Genomic DNA, 21,200 nt, shown 5'->3' with positions numbered 1-21,200 from the left:
CGCCTTCTAAAGGGAGAGTCAATGAGCGACGACACATTAGCGGCACGTCTTGAGCGAGCCATTGCCATCGCCGAAGAAGCCGGGCAGATGATCATCCAGGCGCGTGAGCAACAAGGTTTTTCGCAGCGGTTGAAAAAAGACAATGAGCTGGTGACCGATGTGGATGTGGCCGTTGACCAGCTCATTAGCCAGCGGCTGGAAGAGCATTTTCCTGGTGAAGCACGGCTGAGTGAAGAGCTCGCCCCCGAGAACGCTGTGCATGTGCAGGCGCCGCAGCTTTGGGTAGTGGACCCCATTGATGGCACGGTCAACTTTGCGCAGGGGTTGCGCCATGTGGCGGTGTCCATCGGCTGGATGGAAGAGGGCATTGCTAAGGTCGGTGTTGTACACGCACCGTTTTTAGGCGAAACCTTTAGCGCGGCAGAAGGCGGTGGGGCTTTTTGCAACGGCCAGGCCATCCAGCCTAGCCGTGCTGATTCACTGGCTCACACCCTGGTAGGAACAGGATTCCCCTACCGCAAAGAAGGGCGCAAGCACCTTTTAAAGCGGTTAGAGGCGGTGCTGGTTGAATGCCAGGATATCCGCCGTAACGGCGCGGCGGCCCTCGATCTGTGCGATGTGGCCTGTGGCCGCTTAGATGCGTATTACGAAAGCGTCTCGCCCTGGGATTTTGTCGCGGGCTGGGTCATTGCACGCGAAGCCGGGGCGCGGGTAGGCCACTTATATGAACCGCCCAAATCGGTACCCGAAGACCTCTACCCAGAACACTTGCTGGTCGCTGCGCCGGGTGTCTATGACGCCATGGCCTATCTGCTGCTCGACGCTGACCAACACTAACGAGAAAGGGCGGATCGCGTTAAGGCGGTGAAAGACAAATACTTGAAAAGAAAGCGCTATAAGGGCTTTTCATTTATGCAAGAAACCGCTAGTATACGCACCGTCTTGAGGCAAATATGTAGCAGCCAATAAAGACAGCGGAGCGTGGCGCAGCTTGGTAGCGCGTTGCAATGGGGTTGCAAAGGTCGCAGGTTCGAATCCTGTCGCTCCGACCAAAAAAGACATATAAAACGGTCACTTAGCTAATCGCTACAGTGGCCGTTTTTGTTTGTCAGCGTTTCAGGAGGCCTTTGGCACGCTGCGCTCACCGCGTTAATCAGAGATACCCTAGACGGAGCTCGTCTTGATGCCTCCAACGATATCGTTCAGTTGACGCTGCTTAAATCGCATCTCGCCAAAACTGCACCGATGTTTCTGACACTATGCCCTGCTGAGTACCAATATCTATTACGGCTTTCTGAAAAGCCTGAGCAAGCTCTGGCGCATGGCACAACGCTAACGAAAGGATCATACGAGTAATGCGTAGATGATTATGGCCACCCGCTTTCAACCAAGTATGCGTTTGGATCGAGAGGTTGGGCTGTGATGACATGGTTTTCGCGTTCCAGCCTAAAAAGTCCAGCATTACATCAAGGGACCGTTGCTGGTGTAGGCGTAAAGGATGATTCTCTCTCAAAAGTCGCTTGCACTTCGGACGTCAGTAAAGGCGCAAAGGTGTTAAAACGGCCCATTTCCGGAGTAGGAAACAGCCACTGAATATAGTCGTGGTGTGTTCCAGGCAGAAATAGCGGAGTCTCCAGATGTTTTCGAGTCGACGCCCCTTATGATCGTGGCCTTCCCCGCGGTAAAAGGTGATTAAACGCTCATCATTGCCCATTATGCTCCCCGCACTAACGGTACATCGAGGCCATGTAGCTCCATTTCGCGTGCGTGGCGTTCGGTGTCTGGGTCAAGTCGGGCTTCAATTCGTTCTAGCGCGCGGACATAGGCTGCGGGTAATCCGTGTTCTCGTGCGCCCGCTAACACATGGTGCTTGTACCACGTATAGGGGCGCATACCCATGGAAGTAATTTTGCCAACATATGCCTGTACTTCAAATTGTCCGTCACCCGCTAGGTCTGTTACCGTCAGCCATGTTTCATCGTAGGCAGCGTTGAGCCCTTCATAACGATCCAACGTCAGCTTATGGTGCGAAGCGACTTCCCAGATAACGCCGTAGACAGCTGACTGATCGGATGCCGGTACAATATCGCACTTGCCAGAGCTGTCCCCGCCTTGCTGATGAAAGGCCAAGCGATACGCCGGTAGAAGGGCGGTGGTCACAAAACGCGCTGGAATCCGCGCGGCTAAGCGCTGGGTAGACATATTAGAGCCATAAGCAAAACACAGCACCGTTATCTCCTTCCAGTAGGTTGGCTATCGTTGGCAAGTTGTTAAGAGGTCGCGTGCGCCAGTACGTTGACATTGGCGCCCATGGCCATCAGCCACCACAGCGTTTGTTGATCATCGGGCACCTCGGCTTTTAGCTGTTGCCAGTTGCTATCGGGTAGTGAGGTCAGCCGCTGAGTTTCCGATAGTGGAGTCTCGCTGAGCAACCACGCGACTTGTGGCGCTACTTGGGCGACGAGTATGACGGGGGCTTTGCCTTGCAAATATCCAAACGCTCCACCCGCTATGCAATTGTCTAAGTCAAAGCCATGCAAAGGTCGCCAGGTCGAATCACTGATATTGGCTGTTTCGATGCGGTGCATGACGAACTGACGAATATCGTCATAGCCGTTCACTGTCGCCGACAAATACGTCACGCTGTGTCGGCTTACGAGCCCTTGGGGATGAAGGGTGAAGTACTTTTCTGTTTTGGACGCACGGTATAAATACACGACATCTACCGGTTTCTGCTCCAGCAGGGCTTGAGAAATGATTTGCCACGTCATTTCATTAAGCGCCGCAGGAATAAGCGCTTTGCCATTGGGTATGGCGCGAACTTTACGTGCCCATTGGCTCAAGCCGTTAGAACTCATCTCATCAAGTAGCCGCCGCGCATCCGTAAAGTGCAGTGATAACTGCCAACGTATCCATAGCATGCCTTTCCTCAAGGGTGAGGTGTCATAAGCTACGGTATGGGTGCGACAACTTAGGCCGCATAAAAGCGAAGAATACCTATTGCTGTTTCGATAGCCAAGCTTAAATGGGGGAACTGATCTCTCCTGAGTGGTGTACGAGAAATAAACTGTACCTTGGCTCGGCTTTCGCCATGAACCTGATGCATGATCGCAACCATTCACTAACTGGCTCGCACGGTTAAAAATCTGAGGTGGTTTTTGAGCATTTATAACCTTCAATAGCAAAATATTAGTCTTCTGCTCTGGTAGCTAGTTCAATGTAATGATATCCTCATTATTATTAGTATTTGATAGCTTATTATTAGTCTCGCATTGCGGCACAGGATGTCGCAGCCTTCGGTTATTTTCTTGCCATACCTTTTGTTGCTACTTAGTAAAACAAAGATTCTTGCTTGTCGGCCCTCTAAGAGCCAGACGCCTGTGCTTTTATCCGCGACGGTAAAAATAGGTTGACTGCCGCGTGAACGCCAATGCAACGAGGGATGTTACATCCTTGCCATCGAATAAAAAGGCCTGCTCCTCTAAAAATAGAGGGAGGAATACAGGTTAGCGAGAGAGATATTCGCGAAAAAAGCATTTGGCATCATGCCAGAGAGACGTGACTAAACCAGTCGCGCAATAGAAAAGTGGCTCAAGCCACTCATCCAAAAATGGAACATTAGGGATCATTAAAATGAAAATGCTCAAGTTGACTGCTGCTCTTGCCGCCTTATCACTGGTGACAGGCTGTGCCTCCATCGTGGGTGACAAAGAGCAAGGCATCACGATTAACAGCAGCCCGAGCAATGCCAATGTGTTGATCACCGATGAGCGCTCTATGCAGGTTCACTCGGCTACCACGCCGACGACTGTGCAATTGCGTAAATCTGACGGCAGTTACTTCGGTGGTAAGACTTACAATGTGGAAATCTCCAAAGATGGCTACGAAAGCCGCACTATGATGATTAATTCTAGCCCAAATGGCTGGTTCATTGGTGGCAACCTGATCTTTGGCGGTTTGATCGGTTGGCTGATTGTTGATCCTCTGTCTGGCGCTATGTATAACCTTTCACCTGATATCATCAATGCAACACTTGGTGAAAGTGTTGCTACCAGCGATGACGGTAATTCCGAGATTACGCTTGTTTTGGTTGAAGATGTGCCTAGCCATTTGCTTGATCAGATGGAATATCTCGGCCAAATCTAAGCCATTAACAGCACCGCCTCCGGGCGGTGTTTTTGTACTGTGATTTCAGGAACCAAATACCATGACTCATGTCGGGGTATTTGCTCTATACATAGGATTTAAAACATGGCAGCCAACTATAGCCCTAGTGTCATGCTTAATATTGCCAGTGGCAGCAACAGCACAAAGCAGCACTGAGGATGAGTACGCCGCCCGCTTTGGTAAATGTATGGATGCCTCTGGTGGAGTGACTGTTGAAATACTGAACTGCATTGCTGATGAGATTGCTACTCAAGATGCGCTTTTGAACGGGGCCTATAGCGATGCCCGCCGCGATCTTTCCGAAGAACGCCAACAGGTGCTGCTAAACGCCCAGCGCCACTGGATCAACTATCGTGATGTTAACTGCGATTTCTACGCCAACATCGGAGGAACACTCGCACAAATAGCCAGCAATGAATGCTTCCTACGTGAAACCGCCGAACGCGCTGCTGAGTTGGAAAATATGGTGGGTTGGTAAAGCTAAGGACTTGAGTAGGCACTAGGTCGTAGGCTGTTGCAAATTGGTTTACAGTAATGCTCTGCACGTTAATAGGGTAAACCTCTTGTGACGCTTTCGTTTAGCTACAACTCAGACCTCATTGGTGGTGGATTGATGGTGCGTGAAAGCCGTGCAGTTGCAGCGCTATTGCTGGGCGAGGTAGATGACGCACACTGGCATCAAGCCATCATCATTGAAAACCGGCTACAGAAGAATCGCCCAGCGACAGCCAAGCGTGCAGCGCAGGCCATCCGTAAACGCTTAGAGAAACTAGAACCCTCTTTTTGGAAAGCCCTGCACGATGGAGATGATCAGCTAGCGTCGCAGGTATCGTTTTGTGCTGCCATGGCGCGCAACCTGCTGCTGGTGGAGTTTCTCGAGAGCGTGGTGGCCGATGCGTTTTTAACGCGGTCTGAAAAGCTTCAGTCCTATCAGTGGGATGAGTTTCTTACCGAACGTGCTAACCGCGATGCAGCAATTGCTACCTGGGCAGAAAGCTCAAGGCGCAAAATGGGTCAGGTAGTGTTTCGGATGCTGACAGAGGTCGGCATATTGGATTCCAGTCGATCGCGTCGACTTCAGCCTTTCTTGTCCCGCCCCGAGCTGAAGATGCTGCTTGAAACCCATCGCCATACCCGATTGCAAAATTGTCTTCAAAAATTGCGCTAAGCATTTATATATTGGGCAAACCTCATTATTGAACTAATGAAAACTTAGTAGACCTTGCGGCTATGGCTGTAAGCAACGTAATCTTGCCCACAATATGCCCAAAACATGCCCGACATAGAGACGCTCCGCATGTCACATAATGAGCAACACCTACCACCTACCAGCGTTATGTTCCATGAGGATGACCAGCTTCGGGCACGATTAAACCAAGTCGCCGAGAAAATCACTCGACCGGATTTTTTAGCAGGCCAAGGGTTAGGTAACGAAATCGGCTTCTGGATTTTTGATTACGCTCCTGAGCACGAGCTTCAGGTACGTGCCTATCTGAATTTTCTACCGTCTCTGATGGCGCGCCAGTACCCCAATATCAATGTGGCGCAGGTCAATTTGCTTCACGTGCTCAAAGATTACCTGACCGAGCGCGGCTTTCTTGATAAAGCTATTGCCATGCAAAAAAGTAAGGGCGATGCAGCGCTGCTTAAAGCGCTGCGCGGGCCGCTGCACATGGATAAGTTTGCTCCCTACCTCATCCGACACTCTTTGTCGCATGAGCCTGATATCGTGCTGTTAACGGGTGTCGGCAGCCTGTGGCCAATGATACGGGCGCATAGCCTGCTGAACGCGCTGCATGGTCCGCTAGGGCATAAGCCTTTGGTACTGTTTTACCCAGGCCGCTACGATGGTCAAACGCTCACGCTGTTTAATCAAATCCAGAGCAATAACTACTATCGAGCGTTTGCGCTCGTGCCTTAATACAACGTATCTGTCCATTTGTCGCGTTACGTTTTCACTTATTTGCTGAAGTTACCCAGCCGCGGGATTAACGCGGCTCACGGATAGGATTGTTATGCGCATTCAAGAGCTTTTTCTCAAGCCGCTCAGCCGGTCAATCAATGGCGTTGTAAAGGCTGATCAGCGTGACCAGGAAACCATCTACCAAGAGCTAGATGAGTACGTGGTCACCAATGAACTAGAAAAGCACTTCCGCGCCTTTTTTGAATCCTACACCACCCCGCTAGACGACCCCTCCATTGCCAACCGGGTAGGCGTCTGGGTTAGCGGTTTCTTTGGGTCGGGTAAATCGCACTTTTTGAAAACGCTCTCTTATCTGCTGGAAAACACTGAAGCTTACGACGAACACGGCCATGCCAAGCGGGCGGCGGATTTCTTTGATGAGCAGAAGCTGGTGGACAGCTCCATACGGGCTGATATCACCAACGCGGTACGCGAACCCGCCCATGTGGTGCTATTCAACATCGACAGCAAGGCCAGCTCTAACGACGATGGCAACCCCATCCTCAACGTCTTTCTGCGCGTATTTAACGAGTACCAAGGCTTTAGCTCGGATTACCCGCACATTGCCCACATGGAGCGCCACTTAGAAAAGCGGGGCGTGTATGAGCCTTTCAAGCAGGCGTTTAATGACGCCAGCGGCATGGCGTGGGAAGAGGAGAGGGACGGCTATCAGTTCTACCAAGATGACATCGAGCAAGCGATTAGCGTTGCTCTAGAGCTTTCCCCAGAAGCTGCCCATAAATGGTTTGAAGAGTCAGAAGCCAATTTTAGTGTTTCAGTGGAAAACTTCTGCCACTGGGTGAAAGAGTTTTTGGAATCCCAATCATCCACACGGCGCATGGTATTTATGGTGGACGAAGTCGGCCAGTTTATTGGCAGCGACACGCGCCTTATGCTGACCCTGCAAACACTGACCGAAAACCTGGGCACGATTTGCGGTGGTCGCGCCTGGATTGTGGTGACGTCTCAGGCAGATATGGACGCAGTGCTAGGCGAAATGACCGCCTCAAAAGCCAACGATTTCTCCAAAATTGCCGGGCGCTTCAAAACCCGCTTATCGCTCTCAAGTTCCAACTCTGACGAAGTCATCCGCAAGCGCCTGCTGGTGAAAACCGACCCGGCACGCGCTGAGCTGGAAGGCGTGTTTGAAGCCAAAGGCTCCATCCTGCGTAACCAGCTGACCTTTGACCGCTCAGGCCCCACGCTGAAAAATATTGAAGGCGTGGATAGCTTTATCGCCAACTATCCCTTCGTGCCGTACCACTTCCAGCTGGTGCAAAAAGTCTTCGAAGAGATCCGCAAGGTAGGGGCCACCGGCGCGCATCTTGCCTATGGCGAGCGCTCAATGCTTGATGCTTTCCACATGGCTGCCAAAGCTGTGCAAGAAAAATCGATTGGCGCGCTGGTGCCGATGCACTGCTTTTATACGGCGATAGAAGGCTTCCTAGATACGGCCGTAAAACGCACCATCGACCAGGCCAGCGAAAACCCTGTGTTAGAGGCGTTTGATGTCGAAACGCTGCGCACGCTGTTTATGATCCGCTATGTGGATCTTGTCAAAGGCACGGTCGACAACCTCGTTACGCTCTCGCTTACCCAGATTGACGATGACCGGATTGCTATTCGTGAGCAATTGGACGCGACCTTAGCGCGATTAGAAAAAGAGAGCCTGATTACGCGTAATGGCGATGAATACCAGTTCCTCACCAATGAAGAGCGCGACATTACCCGCAAAATCAAAGCCACTGAAGTGACCAGCAGCGATGAGAACAAAGAGCTATCCAGCCTGATCTTTAAAGACCTGCTGCGTGATCGCACCAAATACCGCTACCCGTTGAACAAAACCGACTACAGCATTGGCCGCTACCTGGATGGCCATACCCTGGATGGCCGCTACCAGAGTCAGCTAAGGGTAGAGGTGGTGTCGCCCTTAGACGTGGAGTACGTGCAGCTTAGCGACGCAGGCTGCATCCACAAAAGCGGCGACAACGGCGGACAGGTGTTGATTAAGTTACCCGACGATAAACGCTTTACCGACGAACTGCGCACGCTGTTAAAAACCGACAAGTTTATCCGCTTGAACCTATCGGCCAACGACCACAGCGTTGAGCGCATTTTGGCCGACCGTGGCCGGGAAAACCAAGAGCGCAAAAAACGCCTGCGCGTTCGTCTGGAAGAGATGTTATTAGATGCAGACGCCTATGCGCTCGGCCAAAAGCTGGAACTCAATCGCAGCCAGCTAAGCACCCGCCTGGATGAAGCCTGCCGTTACCTGCTGGAAAACACCTATAACAAGTTGGGCCAGCTGACGGTGCTTAACCCAGAGCCCATGCGTGAACTGCAAGCCGTGTTAACAGCAGATGATATTGGTACACAAAACCTTAATTTAGACGGAGAAGAGGGCAACGCCCAGGCAGTAAAAGAGGTGGAGCAGTATATCTCGCTGCACAGCGGCGAGCCCGTGCCGCTTAACCCGCTGATTGAGCGTTTTAGTAACCGACCATTCGGCTGGCCGGAAGGCGAAACGCTGCTTATTCTAGGACGCCTGCACGCCGCTGGCCGTTTGACCTTCCACACCGCTGGCCCTGCGCTCAACGGCAAAGAAGCTTTCGAGCTGCTTAATAACGCCCGCCGGCGCAGTGAAGTACGCATTCAGAAAAAGCGCCAAACTGAAGATGCAGTGCTGAACAAAGCCCGCAACCTCACCAAAGACCTGTTTGGCCAGCTAGGCCCCGGCAGCGAAAAAGAGCTATTCAGCTACTATGTGGATCGCTTATCCCGCTGGCGCCGCGAGCTAGAAGCGTACAAAAGCAAAACCGACGTGGGCAATTTCCCAGGGCGAAAAGCCATTGAAAGCTCACTGTTGGAAGTAGAGCGCCTACTGCGCCTAGACGACAGTTTCGACTTCTTTAAAGAAGTGGCCAGCCAGCAAGACACGCTGCTCGATTTAGAAGAAGACTACCGCGACCTAAGCGACTTCTTCACCAAGCAGCTCACCACCTGGCAGCAGCTAGAACAATCGCTCAACCGGTTTGCGGTGAACCGCCTGGAGCTAGAAAAACACCCTGAGGCCCAGCAAGCGCTGGCCGAATGTGAGCGCATTTACCGCGCCGATGCCCCCTACGCCATGTTGAACAAAGTAGATGGCCTGGTGCGCACGTTGGACGACATTAATACCCGCTTGGTCACCGAAAAACGCGAACACGCCATTGCCCGTATCGACACGCGCATCGCCAAGGTGAAGGCAGAGATCGAAAAGAGCGGCATTGCCACCGCCGATCTAAGCAATCGCTTACTGCACCCACTGCAGCAGCTCAAGGTGTCGATCAATCAGTCGGTTAGTATCGCGCAGATCTATCAGCTGCAAACAGAAACGGCCGTTGAGCAAGAAGAAGAGAGCCTGGATGCGCTGCATAAAGCCCAGGCCGAGGCTGCCAAGCTCCAGCAGGCTGAGCCCGCACCTAATTCAGCAGCCGAGGGCACCACGGGTGGGGATTCCGGAACATCCATCAAATCACCGGATAACACCGCCGCCGCACAAACCACACCGCATGGCAATGGCTACCGACCTCACACAATCACGACACCCGCTACGGTGAATGCACCCAAACCTGTGGCGCGAGTGCGTGTAAGCGACGTGCTCAGTCGTGTGCATAGAGGTGTCTACCTGGAGAGCCAAGCCGAGGTAGATGCCTTTATGGATGAGCTTAGAAAAGAGCTGGAAGGGGCGGTTTTAGCAGGCAAGCGTATTAGCATTAAATGATAATAAAGTGTTAAAACGGAAGGTGAAATCATAGATGGATAGACAGAACGCCGAGCAATTGCTAAAAACAGCCCTCAATGACAGCTCTGCTCTATTTCGCTCTGGGCAATGGGAGGCGATTGATGCAATAGTCAATCAGCACCGCAAGCTGCTGGTGGTTCAACGTACTGGATGGGGTAAGAGTTCTGTTTACTTCATAAGCACTCGTATTTTGCGAGACCGTGGCTTCGGGGTCACCATCATCATCTCGCCTTTGCTGGCCCTGATGCGCAACCAGATCGAGTCGGCTCGACGGCTTGGTATTAGAGCCTCCACCATCAATTCGACGAATAGTCATGAAGAAGAGGCTGTAAAAAGGGCGCTGTTCGCGGGTCAGGTTGACTGCTTGCTGATATCACCAGAACGCTTAGCCAATGATAATTTCGTGCGAACCGTGCTTATGCCGGTTGCTGACCACATCGGGTTACTGGTAATTGATGAAGCGCACTGTATCTCCGATTGGGGACATGACTTCCGGCCTGACTATCGTCGCATCGTGGCAATTCTTCGGCAGCTTCCGCCTGGTGTTCCGGTTCTAGGAACAACAGCTACCGCTAATGACAGGGTCATAGAGGATATCCGCACCCAGTTAGGAGATATCCTGATTCAACGTGGCCCTCTGGGACGTGAAAGCCTAGCGCTGCAGGCGATAACGTTACCGGATCAGGCTTCTCGACTTGCCTGGCTGGCCAATGTAATCCCAACGTTGCCAGGCACCGGTATCGTTTACACTCTGACGACCCGCGATGCCGATCAAGTAGCCGACTGGCTGCAGCGCCAGGGTATTGAAGCCAGCGCCTACTATTCTGACGTTACTCCTCCGCAATGGCTGCAGGCGCAGGGGCTAACGGATAAAAACCGTTATCGTGAGTACCTGGAAGACCGGCTGCTCTGTAATGAACTCAAAGTGCTGGTAGCCACTGGGGCGTTGGGAATGGGCTACGACAAACCAGATCTTAGCTTCGTTATCCACTACCAAGCACCTGGCTCTATCGTCGCCTATTATCAGCAGGTTGGCCGCGCTGGGAGGGCTATTGACTCTGCGCTTGGCGTGCTGATTGCTGGACACGAGGATGACGATATTCATGACTATTTCCGGCGCTCTGCATTTCCCTCGGACCATGAGGTCAGTACGGTGCTGGATACACTCGCACAGTTCGACGGTTTGTCCGTTGCGCGCATTGAGCAGAATGCCAACCTAAAGCGCAGCCAGATCGAAAAGACCCTAAAAATACTCAGTGTAGAATCGCCTGCTCCAGTGGTGAAGGAAGGCAGTGTCTGGAGGCGTACGCCAATAGCTTATCGGCCAGATCATCAACGCATCCACTACCTGACAGAGATTCGTAAGCGTGAGTGGCAGCAGGTCAACGACTACATCAACACCAAGGGCTGTTTGATGAACTTCCTGCGCTTCTCTCTGGATGACCCGCAGAGCGAAGCATGTGGGAAGTGCGAAAATTGCCTGGAGCATCCGCTGATGCCAACCAATGTTGATGCGCAGTTGGTTCATCAGGCTGCCGCTTATCAGCGCAATGCCGAGATGCCGATAAAGCCAAGAAAGCAGGTTAACGCCAATGCGTTTCAGCAGTATGGCTTTCAAACAAGCAGAGGGAGCCTGGTAGCGGGGTTGCAGGCACAGGAAGGGCGCGTGCTCTCGCGTTGGAACGATGGGGGATGGGGCCGGCTAGTCAAGCAAGGCAAGCAACAGAGCCAATTCAGTGACGAGTTGGTGGAGGCCATGGCCGAGATGATCGAACAGCGCTGGCAGCCCCAACCTCGCCCCGGTTGGGTCTGCGCGGTGCCTTCTTTTAACCATCCGCATCTTGTGCCGGAATTTGCATGGCGGCTAGCTAACCGGTTGGGTCTACCCTATATCGAAGCAGTGCGTAAGATCAGGCACAATGAGCCCCAGAAAGGCCAACAGAACAGCTTCCATCAGTCCCGTAATCTGGACGGCGTCTTCCAAGTAGCCAATAGACTACCAAGAGAATCTGTACTGTTGGTCGATGATATTGTGGACTCAGGTTGGACGATGACCGTGATCGCCGCGCTTTTACAGCGTGCCGGTACGGGGCCTGTTTTCCCTGTAGCTTTGGCATCTAGCTCGGTGAATGATTGATGATTATTTCTACTGCCGCTCAGGCAACCCTGCTTCTGACTAGCTATTTCAGTAAGCCGGTTAAGGGGTCTATTAAACCCTTGACGCCCACTGAATGGGGGGCCTTTGCGCAATGGTTGCACGAGCAGGGCCACACGCCAGCCGATCTGCTAGTACAAGATAGCAGCGACATACTCCAGGGGTGGAGCCATCCCAAGGTGACAAGAGAGCGTCTGCAAGCCCTGCTCCAACGTGGCAGCAGCATGGCGTTGTCTCTGGAAAAGTGGCAGAGATCGGGTCTATGGGTGATTACCCGCTCCGATTCCGGATATCCTCGGCGTTTAAAAAAGCGTCTGAAGCACGCCGCTCCACCGGTATTGTTCGGCTGCGGTAATGTTGAACTTCTCAACACCAGTGGTCTTGCCGTGGTGGGCTCGCGCAAGGCAGGTGATGAGGATCTAACTTATGCTCGCAGGGTCGGCGCAATAGCCGCCAAGGCAGCCGTCGGAATCGTATCTGGTGGGGCGCGTGGCATTGACGAAGCTGCCATGCAGGGAGCAATCCAGGAAGGAGGCTCTGTCACCGGCATCCTCAGCGAAGGCTTGCTCAAGGCGGCGACGTCTAGCCAGTGGCGCCAGGGCCTAATGAGTGGTGGTTTGGTGCTAGTTTCCCCTTATTATCCGGAAGCGAGTTTCCATACCGGCAATGCCATGGGACGCAACAAGTACATTTACTGCTTGGCAGATGCCGCAGTGGTAGTGCACTCCGGCAGCAGTGGTGGTACCAAGGCGGGTGCTGAAGAGAATTTGAAGAAGGGCTGGGTGCCGCTTTGGGTCAAGCCCACGAAAGACCTTGAAGCCGGAAACCATGCGCTGGTAAAGGCTGGTGGCGTCTGGTGCGAAGAGAATATTGAGCAACTAGACATAGGATCGATGTTTACTACTGCCGCAACGCACTCCTCTCAGCAAATGCCTGATCAGCCGAATACTGTCTCGTCTCGTGAACCTGATATCAACACTCGTGAACCTGATATCAACAACGATATCGAGACCAATGAAAGTGAAGAAGACAAGGCCCAGAGCGATGTCGCTGACGCAAACGATATCCAGTATGAACTTGCAAACAGTGAGCCTAAGCCACCCACTACTTCCGAAGATACTGATCGGAAGGTGTCCTCAAAGTCGGTCAAGGCTCCTCAACCAGACTTGTTTGGTGGAAACACCGCCAACAATGAAAAGGCAGAAGAGACCACATCAGCAGTTGTGCCTGAACAAGCCACGTACGAGTCCAACTACACGATGGAGCCGGATGAACCACTAGCTGACCCTGCCGCTCATAGAATTGGTGCCGACCCCTGCCGTTTTGAGCAGATCGATTTCTATCAGCTGTTCCTGAACGAGATGCAACGACTTGCAAAAAGTCCCATGACAGTTGACGAGATTACCGCCGAAACCGGCTTGCACAAGACACAGGTAACCACATGGCTGAAGCAGGCCGTAGGAGCAGGAAAGGTGGAAAAGCTAGCTCGTCCGGTGAAGTATCGTGCGATTCCAGTGGAACCAAGTAAGTAGACGAGGTTGAACGCCTTGGACATTATTTCAGCGTCCACATTTTCTATGCATGATCGCCACATCTTACAGATACAAGCCTTGATAACACATAAAAAGACCTAGTTGCCAAACGGAAGCTTTCTGTCTTTGAAAACCAGTCATTTCGTGTGAAGCGACCACTGGGTCACTGACCCAGCCACCGATCCAGTAAGCACTTCGGCCAGAGTCACGGCCATAGTACGGCCAGAGTCACGGCCATAGTACGGCCAGAGTCACGGCCATAGTACGGCTAGCGTCAGTTCAGTAGATGGCTAGCAAGCCTAGACTAGTCACGTACAGAAAAACCAGAACACCTCGGCCAAGCCACGCAGGCGGCCCGATAAGGAATTCACCATGAACACCGCCAACATCAAAAAATGCGCCCCCAAAGCCCGCGCCCGCTTTATCGACACCATGAAGCGCCAGGCGGCCCGTGTGGGCATTAGCCCAGATGGCAAAGGCGGTGCTGTCATTGCCCCCTTGGAGCAAAAGGGCGATGTGTTGGTGATGACCGCTCAGGACGGCCAAACCCATACCGTACCTGCCCACCTAAAGCGCGCACGGGAAGCGCTGGCCGCGTGGGTGCAGCGCGATGGCTTTACCCAAGCGATAGAGCAGGCCGCCCATAGTTGGTTCAACCGCCTGTGCGCCATTCGCTATATGGAAATTCACGGCTACCTAGGCCACGGCCGCCGCGTGCTGAGCGGGGCAGGGGGCGAGGCCGGGCAATACCAACTTCTGGATGAGTGCTTAGAGGTAGACCTGCCAGGGTTGGACACCGCCCGCGTGCGCGAGTTAAAGCTCGACGGCACTCAAGATGAAACCCTCTACCGCGAGCTGCTGCTGGCCCAGTGCCACGCCCTGCATGACGCTATGCCGTTCCTGTTCGAGCCGTTGGACGACGCCAGCGAGCTGCTGCTGCCCAACAACCTGACCAAAACAGATTCGCTAATCCGCGAGCTGGTGGAAGCCATTCCAGAGGAAGACTGGCAGGATGTAGAAGTGATCGGCTGGCTCTACCAGTTCTACATCAGCGAGAAAAAAGATCAGGTGATCGGCAAGGTGGTGAAGAGCGAAGACATTCCCGCTGCCACCCAGCTGTTCACCCCCAACTGGATCGTTCAATACTTGGTGCAGAACTCGGTAGGCCGCCAGTGGCTGCAAACCTACCCGGCCTCGCCACTCAAAGGCCAGATGCCTTACTACATTGAGCCCGCCGAGCAGGAGCCTGAGGTGCAGGCACAACTGGACGCCATCACCCCGGCCAGCATCGACCCCGAAACCATCAAGGTACTCGACCCTGCTTGCGGCTCCGGCCATATTTTGGTGGAAGCCTATAACATTCTGAAGGCCATCTACGAAGAGCGCGGCTACCGCACCCGCGACATCCCCAAACTGATCCTAGAAAACAACTTGTTCGGCCTGGATATCGACGACCGCGCCGCCCAACTGGCGGGTTTTGCGCTGCTGATGAAAGCCCGCGAAGACGACCGCCGCATTTTAACCCGCAACGTGCGCCTAAACGTGCTGGCCATGCAGAGCAGCCAACACCTGGATGCCAATACCCTATGGCGCGACCTGAACCTGACCGGCGACTGGCACCAGGGCCAATCTCAAAGCCTGTTTGATAACGAGCAGAAGGAGCTTTCCAGCAACGACGCCACTTACAAGCTGATGGCCGACTTAATCGAGCGCTTTCAGGATGCCAAAACCTTCGGCTCGCTGATTGAAGTGCCCAATGAATGGGAAACAAAGCTGAAAGCACTGCTAGAAGAGCTGAGCGAACTCACCAACAGCGGCGATATGATGCAAAAGGCCGCCGCTCAGCGGCTGGTGCCGGTGATACAACAGGCTTGGGTATTGGCCCAACGCTATGACGCCGTGATTGCCAACCCGCCGTATATGGGCAGTAAAGGCATGAACAAGGCGCTGAAGGGTTACGCCAAAAATGCCTACCCCAACAGCAAGTCAGATCTGTTCGCGATTTTTATGGAGCATGGGTTTAGCCTGCTGGCACCGCAGGGCTATAACGCCCAGATCAATATGCAGTCATGGATGTTTCTTTCCAGCTACGAAAAGCTGCGCGATTGGCTGCTGGATAACACCACCATTATCACCATGGCGCATTTGGGCGGCAGAGCCTTTGACAGCATCAGCGGCGAAGTTGTCTCCGCCACTGCCTTTGTGATGGAGAAAATCGCCAAACCGGAGTATCAGGGCACCTATATACGGCTGGTGGAGGGTAAATCCGAAGCCGAGAAGAAAAGCGCACTGCTAGAAGCCATTCAGAACCGCGACTGTGGCTGGTTCTATGATGCCAAGCCGGATGATTTTAAGAAGATTCCGGGGAGTCCAGTAATCTATTCGGCAACGCCTCAAACCTTGAATAATTTTGGAGAACTCAAGCCGCTTGAAAGCCTGGCAGACTGCAGGGCAGGGCTAACCACCGGGGATAATGAAAAATTCCAAAGGGAATGGGCTGAGGTTTCTCTCAAAAGTCTCGGCCTTGAATTTAGAAGTCGTGAGGAGGCTCTAAAAAGTGGCTGTAAATGGTTTCCCTGCAGTAGCGGAGGCAGCTTTAAAAAATGGTACGGAAACCAAGATACAGTCGTCGACTGGTATAAAGACGGTCAAGAAATTTGCGAATTCTCTGCACCTGATGGAAGGTTGAAGGCAAGCCCAAGAAGTCGACATAATTACTTTAAAGAAGGGCTTACTTGGGGAAAGATAAGTTCGGGTAAGTTCTCTCCTCGATATATGCCAACTGGTTTTATATTTGATGATACGGGACAGTCTGCTTTCCCACGTAGAGAAGAGTTTAGTGCGGTTGATCTAACAGCTCTAGCATGTAGTAAGACTTCTTCGTATTTTTTATCATTCATAAGTCAGACAATGTCTTTTAATAAGGGGGATATTGCACGAATACCTGTTCCATCAGTCTTTCCAGACATTAGTTTTCAAGCTGAGAGGTGTATTGAGGTTTCTAGGAAAGATTGGGACTCTCATGAGGGCTCATGGAGCTTTAGTGAATTACATTTATTGGCTTGCAATAGGCAAGTTTTTTCTTTAATAGAAATTTACAAAATAATTACCCGCTTTTGGTCAAGCTTAGTCTTAGAAGTCATGTCTCTGGAAGAGTCCATAAATTTAAAATTTATTGAGGCGTATGGGCTTCATGATGAGTTAGTTCCTAATGTTGAGCTTAATGACATTACGCTCCGGGTTAATCCACATTATCGCTATGGAGGTAACCGCAGCGAAGAAGAGCTGGAAACCTTGCTCCAGTGTGACACCCTCAAGGAGCTGGTTAGCTACGCCATCGGCTGCATGATGGGCCGCTACTCGCTGGACAAGCCCGGCCTGGTTCTCGCTAGCCAAGGCGAAGCCGTCCGCGACTACCTCGCCCAGATCCCCGTCCCCAGCTTTGCCCCGGATGACAACGCCATCATCCCGCTCACCGATCAGGAGTGGTTCCCCGACGACGCCACCAACCGTTTCCGGGACTTCGTGCGAACTGTGTGGGGCGAGGAGCACCTGCAAGAAAATCTCGATTTCGTAGCCGAAAGCCTCTGCCTACACGCCATCAAACCCAAGAAGGGCGAAGCTGCGTTAGAGACTATCCGACGCTACCTCAGCACCCAGTTCTTTAAAGACCACCTGCGCACCTACAAAAAACGCCCCATCTACTGGCTGTTCTCCACCGGCAAGCAGAAAGCCTTCGAGTGCCTGGTCTACCTGCACCGCTACAACGAAAGCACCTTGGCCGAGATGCGCACCGACTACGTCATCCCGCTCACCACCAAGCTCGCCAGCTACGTGGAAAAGCTAGAGCAAGACAAAGACGCCAGCACTTCCGCCGCCGAAGCGAAAGCAATCGAGAAAGAGCTGAGCAAACTCTACAAACAGCAAGCCGAACTCAACACCTTTGACGAGAAGCTGCGTCACTATGCCGACCAGCGTATCTCGCTGGATCTGGATGATGGGGTGAAGGTGAATTATGGGAAGTTTGGGGATTTGTTGGCGGAAGTGAAGGCGGTGACGGGAGAAAAGGCTCAGTAAAATTCGGGTTAAGGGCAGTGACTCAATTATAAGGGAGAGGTGGAATGAGTACTGAAAAACACATACTAAAAGTCAGGGATGATGCATCTCCTATCAAATTTGAAGGTGATCCCTCCGTCGGCAGATTTCAGTGTGAAACCTTTTCTGAAACATCTTGGCTGAACTCCGGGGAGTTTGGCTACAAGGAGCTTCGATCTCGTATCGAGCCATGGCTGACATCGTTGTTTCAAACGGAACATCTTTCTCTACTTGCTGGTTCTGGCTTGACCCACGCGATTCATTTCATTGCTGCTGGAAAACCAGCCGCTGGCATGAGCAGTGTTGATTTCATGTTCTCAGATAAAGAAATCAAGAACGCTGCACAGGAGTCTGCTGAACGGTCTGGGCGAGATCAGGCGAATATTGAAGATCAGCTACGTGTAGCAAATGAACTTCTTCGAGGCTTAGAAATTCTTGGGAAGACTACTGATGCCGAAGCTGTACGGACTGACCTTGAAACAATAATTGGTGATTTTGGGCTTTCAATCCTTCAGAGCGAGCGGAATATTGCTGAGGCTGGAGAGCGTGAAAGACAGGAGGCTTGGAATACACTTATCACTTTTTTGATGAGCTTTGCCAGCCGGATCGGCGTTCGTGATCGGTTAAATATTTTTACAACCAATTACGATCGGCTGATTGAGGCAGGTGCAGAGGTCGCTGGCCTCCATTTGCTCGACAGATTTCTTGGAAACCTGATGCCCGTTTTTAGGTCCTCTCGGCTCGATCTGGACATGCACTACAATCCCCCTGGTATTCGGGGTGAGCCAAGATACCTGGAGGGTGTGGCACGTTTTACAAAACTCCATGGCTCCGTGGATTGGATTCAAGCCGAGCAGGATATCCGGCGTATTGGGTTACCGTTTGGTGCTGAACAGATTAAGCCATACCTGGGTGCGCCCGGTTTGCAGGGTGTAGACGCGAACAAATTGATGATCTATCCGAACTCCGCGAAAGATAGAGAAACGGCTGACTATCCCTACGTTGAGTTATTTCGCGATTTTGCGGCTGCAATCTGCAGGCCTAATAGCACGCTTGTGACTTACGGATACAGCTTCGGGGACGAGCATATCAACCGCGTGATTCGCGATATGCTCTCCATACCGTCAACGCATCTTGTCATCATTTCGCGTGAGGATAATCTTGGCCGCATCACCAAGACCTATGACGATCTTGGCCGATCATCGCAGATTAGCCTGATGGTTGGTTCTGGCTTGGCCGACATCCAGAACCTCACAAAATATTTTCTACCAAAAGCGGCCATCGATAAGACGACATCCAGAATGTCAGAGTTATTGCGTCAACGTTTCAACTCTGAGCAGCAAACACCAGACCGTGATGAAGAGGGAGGTGATTCCGGGGGGGAGCAACCATGAGTATGAGCCCTATGGCCTATGCGGACTCTCTGAGGATCGGAACCATCGATTTTGTCGCTCCGGATGAGATTAAGGTCTTGCTCGATATCGAGGCTCCGGACAACGTTGCCCTGAACACGGGCACGCCTAGGCCTTTCCCGAGAATAAATGGATACGTTTTGATTCCCAGCGATGAGGGCTACCTCGTTGCCCAAGTCGAGTGGATAACAGTCGAAAGATCTCAATTTCCCAAACGCCAGGGCATGCAAGATTTTGGTTTGATCGATCTCCCGTACCCGCTGCGGAAAATGAGCCTGAATCCGATTGGTTCGTTACTCCAGGAGGACGAAGACAAGTTTTCATTTCGACGTGGTGTCGATTCCTATCCCACAGTTGGAAGCCCAGTCCTGCTTCCCACACAAAATCAACTCAGATCGATTGTTGAGTCCGGAACAAACAAGCATGTGAAGATCGGAGTGAGCCCGTTGGCCGCAAACGCCTCGGTATGCGTTGATCCTGATCGTTTGTTTGGGAGACATTTGGCCGTTTTGGGCAATACTGGTAGCGGTAAGTCCTGCTCCGTAGCAGGGCTCATCCGTTGGTCGCTCCAGGCTGCAAGAAAGGCCCGAGAAGGAGGTGACCCGAACGCAAGGTTCATTGTTCTGGATCCCAACGGTGAGTATGCAAATACCTTTAAAGATCTCGGAAACGTTCGTATTTTTTCTGTGGAGGGGGATGAAGAACAAGGAGTTCAGGCACTTAAGGTGCCAATGTGGTTTTGGAATAGTGAAGAATGGAGCGCGTTTACCCAGGCTAGCCCAAGAGCGCAAAGGCCAACCTTAGTACAAGCGCTCCGCTCAGTGAGAGATGGGTCTTTTGAACACAATGTAACCCCAAGCAATGAAATGCGTAGATATCTACGAACGCTAGTTGGAATCATTCAACAAGAGAAATCTACGGGGCGGCCGTGGTCAGGTCCGGGTCCGGTTAAGGGATTTGTCGAGAGACTTGCAAGTTGGCAGGACGCGCTCAAAAGATCTAATGACTACTCGGCGAATGAGAATAAATGCATTAGAGGCTTATATGGCTTGATTAACGAGTATCGTACAGCTCGTCGTGCTGATTGGCCCGGACCTTTCACGAAAGCTGAGATAGACGAATTACTGAACCAAACAAAAGCTGCCCATTCTGTATTTGGTGGGAGTGATACGGATATTCTTCCTATAGATGCAGATGTCCCACGCGAGTTCTCGGGGGCGGATTTTTTGCGAAGTCTGGAGGTAAACGCTGAGCAATTAAATGTTTCTGACTATGTGGAAACGATGCTCATGCGAGTGAGAACACTTCTCGGGGATAGTCGGATGAAGTCAGTCTCTGGAGAGACAGATGGACTCTCTCTGACCGATTGGTTGGAAAATTATATTGGCGCGAGTAACGCAGCCAATGGCTCGATAACAGTTATAGATCTGTCTTTACTACCGGTAGAAGTTGTGCATTTGGTTACTGCTGTAATTGCAAGGATGACGCTGGAAGCCTTGCAGCGGTACCGAAAGAATAATCACGGAAAAATCTTACCTACAGCCTTGGTTATGGAGGAAGCTCATACCTTCATAAAACGGTACAACGCTGATATAGAGAACCAGAGCTCTGCTGCCATTTGCTGTCAAGTCTTCGAGAAGATTGCTAGAGAAGGTAGAAAGTATGGCCTGGGGTTAGTGCTTTCCTCGCAACGGCCCAGTGAGCTATCACCGACTGTTTTATCTCAATGTAATAGTTTCCTCCTCCATCGCATTAGCAACGACAGAGACCAAGAGCTGGTGCATCGTTTGGTACCAGACAATCTTCGAGGCCTTTTGAGAGACCTTCCGTCTCTACCCTCACGCCATGCGATTTTGATGGGTTGGGCTTCGGAGTTGCCTGTGCTTGTGCAAATGAATTCCCTTGCAGAATCTGAGCGGCCAACCTCCGAGGATCCAGATTTTTGGAATGTTTGGTCTGGATCTGAAGAGCTTGAGGACGGTAGCTATCAAGATATCCAGCGACCAGTGGATTGGGATTCGATCTCAAGGGACTGGCAGGAACGAAACGATAATGGTGAGAGTAGCTAGAGCTAAAACGGGATGATGGGCTG

At 52.0% G+C, this 21,200-nt stretch carries 14 protein-coding genes and 1 tRNA gene; 12 read left to right on the top strand and 3 right to left on the bottom strand.

Annotation, left to right across the window (positions count from 1 at the left end; all coding sequences use genetic code 11):
- The first annotated feature begins 21 nt into the window (after positions 1-21).
- Both KO116_RS11760 and KO116_RS11755 read left to right on the top strand, forming a co-directional pair.
- Positions 22-837 carry an inositol monophosphatase family protein gene (locus KO116_RS11760; RefSeq protein WP_035558522.1) on the top strand — a complete coding sequence of 272 codons (816 nt, stop codon included), beginning with the start codon at positions 22-24 and terminating at the stop codon, positions 835-837.
- Between the two features lie 138 nt (positions 838-975).
- Positions 976-1,052, top strand: a tRNA-Pro gene (locus KO116_RS11755).
- A 164-nt stretch (positions 1,053-1,216) separates the two neighbouring features.
- On the opposite strand, the gene KO116_RS25790 is transcribed toward KO116_RS11755, so the two are convergent.
- From KO116_RS25790 to KO116_RS11740, 3 genes are all read right to left on the bottom strand, one after another.
- Positions 1,217-1,429, bottom strand: coding sequence for a hypothetical protein (locus tag KO116_RS25790; protein ID WP_235272371.1), 213 nt, complete (start codon positions 1,427-1,429; stop codon positions 1,217-1,219).
- Between the two features lie 284 nt (positions 1,430-1,713).
- Positions 1,714-2,229 carry a gamma-glutamylcyclotransferase family protein gene (locus KO116_RS11745; RefSeq protein ID WP_052703760.1) on the bottom strand — a complete coding sequence of 172 codons (516 nt, stop codon included), beginning with the start codon at positions 2,227-2,229 and terminating at the stop codon, positions 1,714-1,716.
- Between the two features lie 41 nt (positions 2,230-2,270).
- Positions 2,271-2,921, bottom strand: coding sequence for a helix-turn-helix transcriptional regulator (locus tag KO116_RS11740; RefSeq protein ID WP_045812123.1), 651 nt, complete (start codon positions 2,919-2,921; stop codon positions 2,271-2,273).
- Between the two features lie 712 nt (positions 2,922-3,633).
- On the opposite strand from KO116_RS11740, the gene KO116_RS11735 reads away from it, so the two are divergent.
- The 10 genes from KO116_RS11735 to KO116_RS11690 all read left to right on the top strand — a co-directional run bounded on the left by KO116_RS11735 (position 3,634) and on the right by KO116_RS11690 (position 21,177).
- The gene (locus KO116_RS11735) at positions 3,634-4,146 is read left to right on the top strand and encodes a hypothetical protein (RefSeq protein ID WP_035558517.1); all 513 of its coding nucleotides are present in this window, start codon (positions 3,634-3,636) and stop codon (positions 4,144-4,146) included.
- A 148-nt stretch (positions 4,147-4,294) separates the two neighbouring features.
- Positions 4,295-4,645: a lysozyme inhibitor LprI family protein gene (locus KO116_RS11730; protein ID WP_158414212.1), complete on the top strand. Its 351-nt coding sequence runs from the start codon at positions 4,295-4,297 to the stop codon at positions 4,643-4,645.
- Between the two features lie 87 nt (positions 4,646-4,732).
- Positions 4,733-5,335, top strand: a complete 603-nt coding sequence (locus tag KO116_RS11725) for a DUF1819 family protein (protein WP_035558513.1) — start codon at positions 4,733-4,735, stop codon at positions 5,333-5,335.
- 129 nt (positions 5,336-5,464) lie between these two features.
- Positions 5,465-6,088 (top strand): DUF1788 domain-containing protein, encoded by a 624-nt coding sequence (locus KO116_RS11720; protein WP_200897099.1) that lies wholly within the window; start codon positions 5,465-5,467, stop codon positions 6,086-6,088.
- Between the two features lie 94 nt (positions 6,089-6,182).
- Positions 6,183-9,893, top strand: coding sequence for a BREX system P-loop protein BrxC (gene brxC / locus KO116_RS11715; RefSeq protein ID WP_035558509.1), 3,711 nt, complete (start codon positions 6,183-6,185; stop codon positions 9,891-9,893).
- A gap of 34 nt (positions 9,894-9,927) precedes the next feature.
- Entirely contained in the window at positions 9,928-12,051 is a 2,124-nt protein-coding gene (locus KO116_RS11710; protein ID WP_035558506.1) for a RecQ family ATP-dependent DNA helicase, read from the top strand.
- Positions 12,051-13,601 carry a DNA-processing protein DprA gene (locus tag KO116_RS11705; protein WP_035558505.1) on the top strand — a complete coding sequence of 517 codons (1,551 nt, stop codon included), beginning with the start codon at positions 12,051-12,053 and terminating at the stop codon, positions 13,599-13,601. Before KO116_RS11710 ends, KO116_RS11705 begins: the two co-directional genes overlap by 1 nt.
- Before the next feature lie 372 nt (positions 13,602-13,973).
- Complete coding sequence (gene pglX / locus KO116_RS11700; protein ID WP_035558502.1) at positions 13,974-17,678, top strand: BREX-1 system adenine-specific DNA-methyltransferase PglX; 3,705 nt, start codon at positions 13,974-13,976, stop codon at positions 17,676-17,678.
- Positions 17,679-17,722: 44 nt separating this feature from the next.
- Complete coding sequence (locus tag KO116_RS11695) at positions 17,723-19,090, top strand: SIR2 family protein (RefSeq protein WP_035558500.1); 1,368 nt, start codon at positions 17,723-17,725, stop codon at positions 19,088-19,090.
- On the top strand, positions 19,087-21,177 hold the full coding sequence (locus tag KO116_RS11690; RefSeq protein ID WP_035558497.1) for an ATP-binding protein: 2,091 nt from the start codon (positions 19,087-19,089) through the stop codon (positions 21,175-21,177). Before KO116_RS11695 ends, KO116_RS11690 begins: the two co-directional genes overlap by 4 nt.
- The last annotated feature ends 23 nt before the right edge of the window (positions 21,178-21,200 follow it).

The organism is Halomonas sp. KO116 (assembly GCF_000734975.2).
Lineage (GTDB): Bacteria > Pseudomonadota > Gammaproteobacteria > Pseudomonadales > Halomonadaceae > Vreelandella > Vreelandella glaciei.
Note: the sequence above shows the minus strand (reverse complement) of the source record. Positions and strands in the feature narration are given on the sequence as shown.